Raw genomic sequence first — 6,159 nt, 5'->3', positions numbered from 1 at the left:
TAAACGAAAGTGTACTGCGAAGAAGATTTAGAAAAGATCCCCTAGCATACCTACAAAACCTTGAAAACAAGCACAGTGTGTTGGTTATTCCGCTGTAGTTTTTTTTCTCAGTCTCCCTGTTTTTTTATTGACACGCTCATAAGTTTTGTTAAAATAGAATTAAAATTAGTTCGATTGGAGTAGAACAAAACATGAGCTATCGGATTGAAATCGCCTGCAACCCTGCCTTTGAATTAGTCATCAGTTTATTTGCGTACGCCAAAAAAAATGTCATGAAAGGCACGGCATTAGGATCTGACTGGAGAAAATCAGTGAAAAGCTCCCTTTCGGTTTCGCTTTCCCAAGAACTCGATGCAGCAGATCTCGACGACTTTAATGGAATGGATTTATTGATTGCTGTCTGTCCAGATCATGAGAAAGCTACGACCAGCTCGTTTCTCAATTGGTTAGAACTCCTACAGCCAGCGGAATTGCTTAACTTGCTTTCCCCACATGTAGATTCACTGCCTTCTAACATTCTGGATAGAAAAAATCGATGCTTGCATTTGCTCCGCAGATGGGATCAAGAGTATTTCTCGAAGCTCGAAGCTCGACTGATGGAAGGCTTACTGCAAGACGCTGAAACAAAACGAACCTGGATGGCGACGATGTCGCCGGAGGCTTTGTTCGAAGAGGCAACGAATGGGATTCGGCAGCTCCCCACTCCAGATCTGGAGGTCATACTGCTTGTCCCACAATATCACCTGCAGCCAACGAACACGTCCAACCATTACAAGAACATGATCGTGTGTTTCTACGCTTGCGATGTAAATCCAGTCCCTTCACACCAGCCGCATCCGTCGTTAAGTCGATTGTTGAGCAGCCTTGCTGACGATAATCGGTTATCAATGCTCAAATATATGAGCAAACAATCGAGAAGTTTTACCGAGCTTGTTCAATTCAGCGGATTGGCCAAAAGCACGGTTCATCACCATCTGGTTGCGCTCAGAGCATCCGGTCTCATCCGGGTAACAGCTGAGGGAACGAGCCACGTTGCGTACTCTCTTCGCGATGAAACGCTGGATCAATTGACAGCTAAGTTGAAAAAATTTATCGGCGAGGAGTGAGGTCGTTGAAAAACGGGCCTTTTTGGAAGCTGTTTGCAGCTCAAATTGTAAGTACTCTGGGTGACTGTTTCGGTCTGTTTGCACTGCAATGGTTCGTTTACACAACGACAGGCTCCCTGGTCATCATGGGCACTCTCGCGATGACGGCCGGGGTCGTCGAGCTGGTTGTCCGCTTTATCGGAGCGCCTTTAATAGATCGCATTCAGCGCTTACGTTTAATGGCTCTTCTTGATGCGATACGTTTTACAGCAACCGGTATCACAGTTGTCCTAAGTTCCATAGGCATGGTACATCTGTGGGTTCTATTTGCAATGGCGGTCGTCAACGCAGCGGCGTCTGCTCTTTTTCAACCGGCAAGCATGGCCGTTCTCCCATCTTTTATTCCTAAAAAGTCATTGGTACGCGGCTATTCGCTCATCGAGGCCTCCCAATATGCGGCCGTCATTCTAGGACCGGCTATTGCGGGATTCGTCATTTCGTCTTTAGGGGCGGCGTCGGCTATGGCCATAGATGCGGTTAGTTTTGCGATCTCAGCGCTCTTCATTTTCCTTATCCCGACCCGATTGGCGGATGTCAACGAATACGCGCCACCGGCATCAGGCTTCTATTATCGGGAGCTTTGGGACGGCATTACTTTTTTCAAAAAAGCACCTGCCCTGTTAGGGATCATGATCTGTGTCGCGATGAAAAATATGTGCTCGGTTGCCGTAGGCGGCATGATGATTCCCTTTGCAATGCAGCATCTGCATGCCAGTGCTTCGCAAATTGGTCTGCTGAGCTCCGCTATGGCGGGTGGCATTTGCCTGGGTTCCTTGCTTGTCTCGATGATAAATAATTTCAAACGGCGTCGGATTCCGATGCTTGGGAGCATTTTCGCACATGGCTTGCTTTATTTGGCGCTTAGTCAAACAAGTTCGTTCATGCTGGCTTTATGCTGGATCGTTTTGCTTGGCGTTTGCGGGCCATTCTTTGGCACTTTCAGCTCGTCCCTTTACGCTCAGCTGGTTCCAAGCGAACTACGGGGTCGCGTTATGTCGGCACGGCTTATGGTAGGAGGCTCTTTACAGCCTGCTGGAAGTTACATGGGTGGAATTATAGCTAATTCATATGGAATTCCTGTTCTGCTTGTTATTGCGGGCAGCATTCCGATATTGACGGCTGTCGCAGCCTATTTTGCGCCTGTTATGAAAGGCATTGATGGGGAGTTAGGACCGATTCGTGTTGAGACAATAGGATTGGAAGCGTGATAAAGCAGGAATAATTCGCTTCCGGGTGGAAGATAATTTCGAAGGCAACCGCAAAAATGCGCCTTTGGCTTTCCTTGCGCTAAAGGACAGAGTAGGCTTTATTCGAAGATAATCAGCCACTTATAAATCTAACGGACGCCAAAGCAGTTATTCGCGAAATCTGTGCGAATTTAAGTCCTCTAGTGGTCAAATAACGACTCTGGAGTCCGTTATTGATGAGATTAAGCTCATTGCTCCCAAATAGTGCAGCGAGGTCCGTTAATGAGTAGTAATCAGACTGGTTTTTGTTAAAGTGGCCCGATTGCGAGTTCCGGGACTGTTCAGCATATGCCACGCCGTATACTGTTCGGCATAAGGATTGTTTGCAGACATGCCATCAACTGGAATAACCACATCGTATCCCCGGAAAGCAGCGCTGGTTGCTGTGTGAAGGACTGCACCGTTAGCGGCGTAACCAGTAATAAGAACCGTCTTTATACAATGGGCTTGTAAGATGTATTCTAAATTGGTGTTGTAAAATTTATCAACGTTTGATTTTACAATAGGATCGCAGGGCAAGGGAGCTAACTGCCAGGAAATATCCGAAGGTTTTCCCATATGTGTAAGACTATAGACAACGAGCATGCCTGCATCGCGGGACTTCGTCAGTAACTTGTTAATCTTGGAGATGGAGGCTACACAGCGAGGATGATTGCATATCGTCGTCTCCATATCTAAAATTAGCAATGCGCTGGTTTTCGGGTCAACTGTGATGGCGTGCAGTTCAGGCGCAGGTGGTTAGATACATCTCAATACTGTCATATATGTTATGTAATGGTTAGGCGAAGGTGACATATCCGTATGAAAAGGCCGTCAGGGTGAACTGACGGTTTTTCTGCTCGCCTCACAGTATCCGAAAGTTATGTACTTTCCACCCTAGGTATCTGGGAGCCACTCTTTTATACTTGGAGTGCGTATAGCGGGTACCACATGATTGGTAGGAGAGGATCGAATGGCAAAACAGAGTTATTTTGATAGAAGAAAAATGTTGAAGAATACGGAAAGAGAAAAGCAATTCATTAGTTTTATCCAGAGTCTTTGTCACTCAAAATCCGAATTAAAAATAGAAATCAATTCTCATACATTATTAAAAGAATTCGCTCGCTGTGGTATTGAAATTGAAGGTATACTCATCGAATCCGCGAAGGCCATAAACTTACCTGTTGACGATGCTATTCTCCAAACTCACGTATACAATGGATTTTATACGATTTCTGATTTTGTGAAGGCGCTGATTGGAAAAGAAAGTTCCAAAAAAGCGTTAAGGCAAATGCAAGTATGTATGTTTATTGCTTATGCATTGGCTATTCTTGGCATTTATAATCTTTTCAATGTGAACATTGTAGAGACATGGATATGCAGTTCAATCGGTTCAAGCATGTACCTTTACTGCGAGAATAAAAGACGCTTGATCATTTCGATGATGCATAGTGGAACTTATTTTGAATAAAAGAATGCTAACAGAGGATGAGTTAAGCACAAAGGAGCCGCTTGCACGCGGCAAGGGCTCCTTGTTTTTTTATTTTGTTTATTGATGTACGACACTGACGGAATAAAGCTCAACAATCGTATACGGCGTAGTGCTAACCGAACCTGATGTCGCAGTTTGATCGTAATTGCCGGCCTTGAAGTAGAACGTTTTTCCCGAGAAGCTTGGTTTTTTGGAAAAAACCTGCGTACCATTGATTTTAACGGTCGCGACGCCACCAGTAAGCGACATTTCATAAGTGAATTTTGAACCTAGAGCAGCTTTGGTGCTTAAATCGGTGTAGGTACCGGCTCCTTTTGCCTCTTCATATAATAATCTGAAATTGCCGCCTTGGGAGTTGGGGGTTGCTTCATATTCCAATTCCACCAATGGTATTGAATCGGTACTATTGAAAATCTGCCCAATCGTCGTTGAGCCGCTCGAGCCTCCGCCTTGTAATGTCACTGCCGCTGTATTCGTCATGGTGTTAGTACCGCTCCAGCTCCACGCTGCATTGCTTCCGCTGGTCGTTTGTTCCCTCATTTCAGTACGGGGATGAGCGGAGCCCGATGTTGTACTTCCAGTCTGAGGGTCCATGAACGCTTGACCTCCGTCGGAAGCTGTATAGAAATATTTACTGGAATATCCCGAAACCAGCTGCGACGAACTAATCGTCGAGCCGTCCGGCTGCTGCAAGGACCAAATATGGTAATCAATACTTGGCGCAGCACTTACTAACGACAATGCAGGGACATTCAACAAAACGGTCAAACCAAGCGCTAAACCTATTTTTTTGGCCTTACCTGAAGAAACAAATGTCATCATCCTCATCCTCTCTTTGCAAGCGTTTACAAATATAACTTTAATCGAATTTCCAACACTTTTGTTTCACAGTATTGCTCAAAAGTTATGTTGTATTGCTTACTTTGAGTGGAGGCAGCCGGTCTAGGTAGAGCGGCTGCCACTTCTCAACGATTCCGCGGCTTGCGCAATTCGTTATTCCGATGCAGCGGCTGTTTCGTGTTCAATATAGAGATATTTTGCTTTTTCGTCGTAGGCCAGCAATTCCGAATATCTTCCCCAATCAATCAAAATATCCAGCTGATGACCGGCCTCTTCCAATCCGAAATGTTTTTCGAAGATTTCCAAGAAAAATTCCCGTTCCATTTTATTGTTCGATTTAGAATGCAGAATCCAGATAATTTTCTCGATCATAGGGACGTGCTGAAGCACTTGCTTTTTGAAAATATCTTTCCTGTCCAAAACACTTGCATCAGCAAAATGACGGCCGATTTCCGTTAATTCAATGTCGCCATGCTGGATGCAGGCAAAACCAAGCATCTGGGCTGCTTCCACAATTGGCAAAAAATCCTCCAAATTCAGGCTTAATTGATCCGCCAACTTGTATAAATCGACCGTTTTGCCTAGATCATCAATCAACTCAATAAATCCTGTTAGCGCACCCGCAGGTACTTCTTGAACTTTTTCGATCTTTTTCTTCTGTTCTTCAACGTGCTCATTATGCTTGATTTCGCGTTTGGTCAATATGGAATAAATTTTATCGACAAGCCCCGTGAATTGTGCTGCTTGTTTGTCGCGCCAATGAGGCATAGGAATGACAATATCCGATATGACACGGGCCGGGTCTCGAGATAAGACAATCGCCCGATCGGACATGTACACCGCTTCTTCAATACTGTGTGTGACCATAATGATTGATTTTGTAGGGATTTTTTTTTCTGTCCACAATTCAAGTAAATCCCGCTTAAGGTTTTCCGCTGTTAGTACGTCCAAGGCCGAAAAAGGCTCATCCATCAACAGAATATCCGGTTCCATCACCAGTGCGCGGCCGATGCCGACACGTTGTTTCATACCGCCTGACAGTTCTTTGGGGTATGCGCCTTCGAATCCGTCGAGTCCCACCATATCAATAATGGAGAGGGCTTTGCGCATTTTTTCTGTTTCCGTTAATGGTTTGTTTTCAAGCCCTAGCTTTACGTTCTCAAGTACCGTAAGCCAAGGAAATAAGGCAAAGGATTGAAACACCATCCCCACTCCGGGATTGGTTCCCTGTATTTCGTTCCCGTTATACAAAACGGTGCCTTGAGAAGGAGGCACAAGCCCGGCAATAATCCGAAGCAGGGTGGACTTGCCCGAGCCGGAAGGCCCCAGAATAGATACAAACTCACCCTCTGTAATATTCAACTGGATATCTTCCAGAATGCTGACATTCGTCGTATTGGGCATATCATAACGTTTGCTTACTTTTTGAAGTTGGATTAATGTATTTTTCATGATC

At 45.1% G+C, this 6,159-nt stretch carries 6 protein-coding genes; 3 read left to right on the top strand and 3 right to left on the bottom strand.

Annotated elements, in window-relative coordinates; translation table 11 throughout:
* Positions 1–191 precede the first annotated feature (191 nt).
* Complete coding sequence (locus tag AC3WRW_RS27630) at positions 192–1,106, top strand: ArsR/SmtB family transcription factor (RefSeq protein ID WP_492549441.1); 915 nt, start codon at positions 192–194, stop codon at positions 1,104–1,106.
* A gap of 5 nt (positions 1,107–1,111) precedes the next feature.
* A complete protein-coding gene (locus AC3WRW_RS27625) occupies positions 1,112–2,353 on the top strand; it encodes an MFS transporter (protein WP_492549440.1) in 1,242 nt (413 codons plus the stop codon).
* Positions 2,354–2,611: 258 nt separating this feature from the next.
* On the opposite strand, the gene AC3WRW_RS27620 is transcribed toward AC3WRW_RS27625, so the two are convergent.
* A complete protein-coding gene (locus AC3WRW_RS27620; RefSeq protein WP_492549439.1) occupies positions 2,612–3,079 on the bottom strand; it encodes a cysteine hydrolase family protein in 468 nt (155 codons plus the stop codon).
* A gap of 265 nt (positions 3,080–3,344) precedes the next feature.
* Here AC3WRW_RS27620 and AC3WRW_RS27615 point away from each other — a divergent pair, with 265 nt between their 5' ends.
* The gene (locus tag AC3WRW_RS27615) at positions 3,345–3,842 is read left to right on the top strand and encodes a hypothetical protein (RefSeq protein ID WP_492549438.1); all 498 of its coding nucleotides are present in this window, start codon (positions 3,345–3,347) and stop codon (positions 3,840–3,842) included.
* A gap of 78 nt (positions 3,843–3,920) precedes the next feature.
* Here AC3WRW_RS27615 and AC3WRW_RS27610 read toward each other — a convergent pair whose 3' ends face one another.
* Together AC3WRW_RS27610 and AC3WRW_RS27605 are read right to left on the bottom strand one after the other, a co-directional pair.
* The gene (locus AC3WRW_RS27610) at positions 3,921–4,685 is read right to left on the bottom strand and encodes a polysaccharide lyase family 7 protein (protein WP_492549437.1); all 765 of its coding nucleotides are present in this window, start codon (positions 4,683–4,685) and stop codon (positions 3,921–3,923) included.
* Between the two features lie 171 nt (positions 4,686–4,856).
* Entirely contained in the window at positions 4,857–6,155 is a 1,299-nt protein-coding gene (locus AC3WRW_RS27605) for an ABC transporter ATP-binding protein (RefSeq protein WP_492549436.1), read from the bottom strand.
* Positions 6,156–6,159: the final 4 nt, after the last annotated feature.

The sequence above is a fragment of the Paenibacillus sp. FW126-R14 genome (assembly GCF_058789495.1).
Note: the sequence above shows the minus strand (reverse complement) of the source record. Positions and strands in the feature narration are given on the sequence as shown.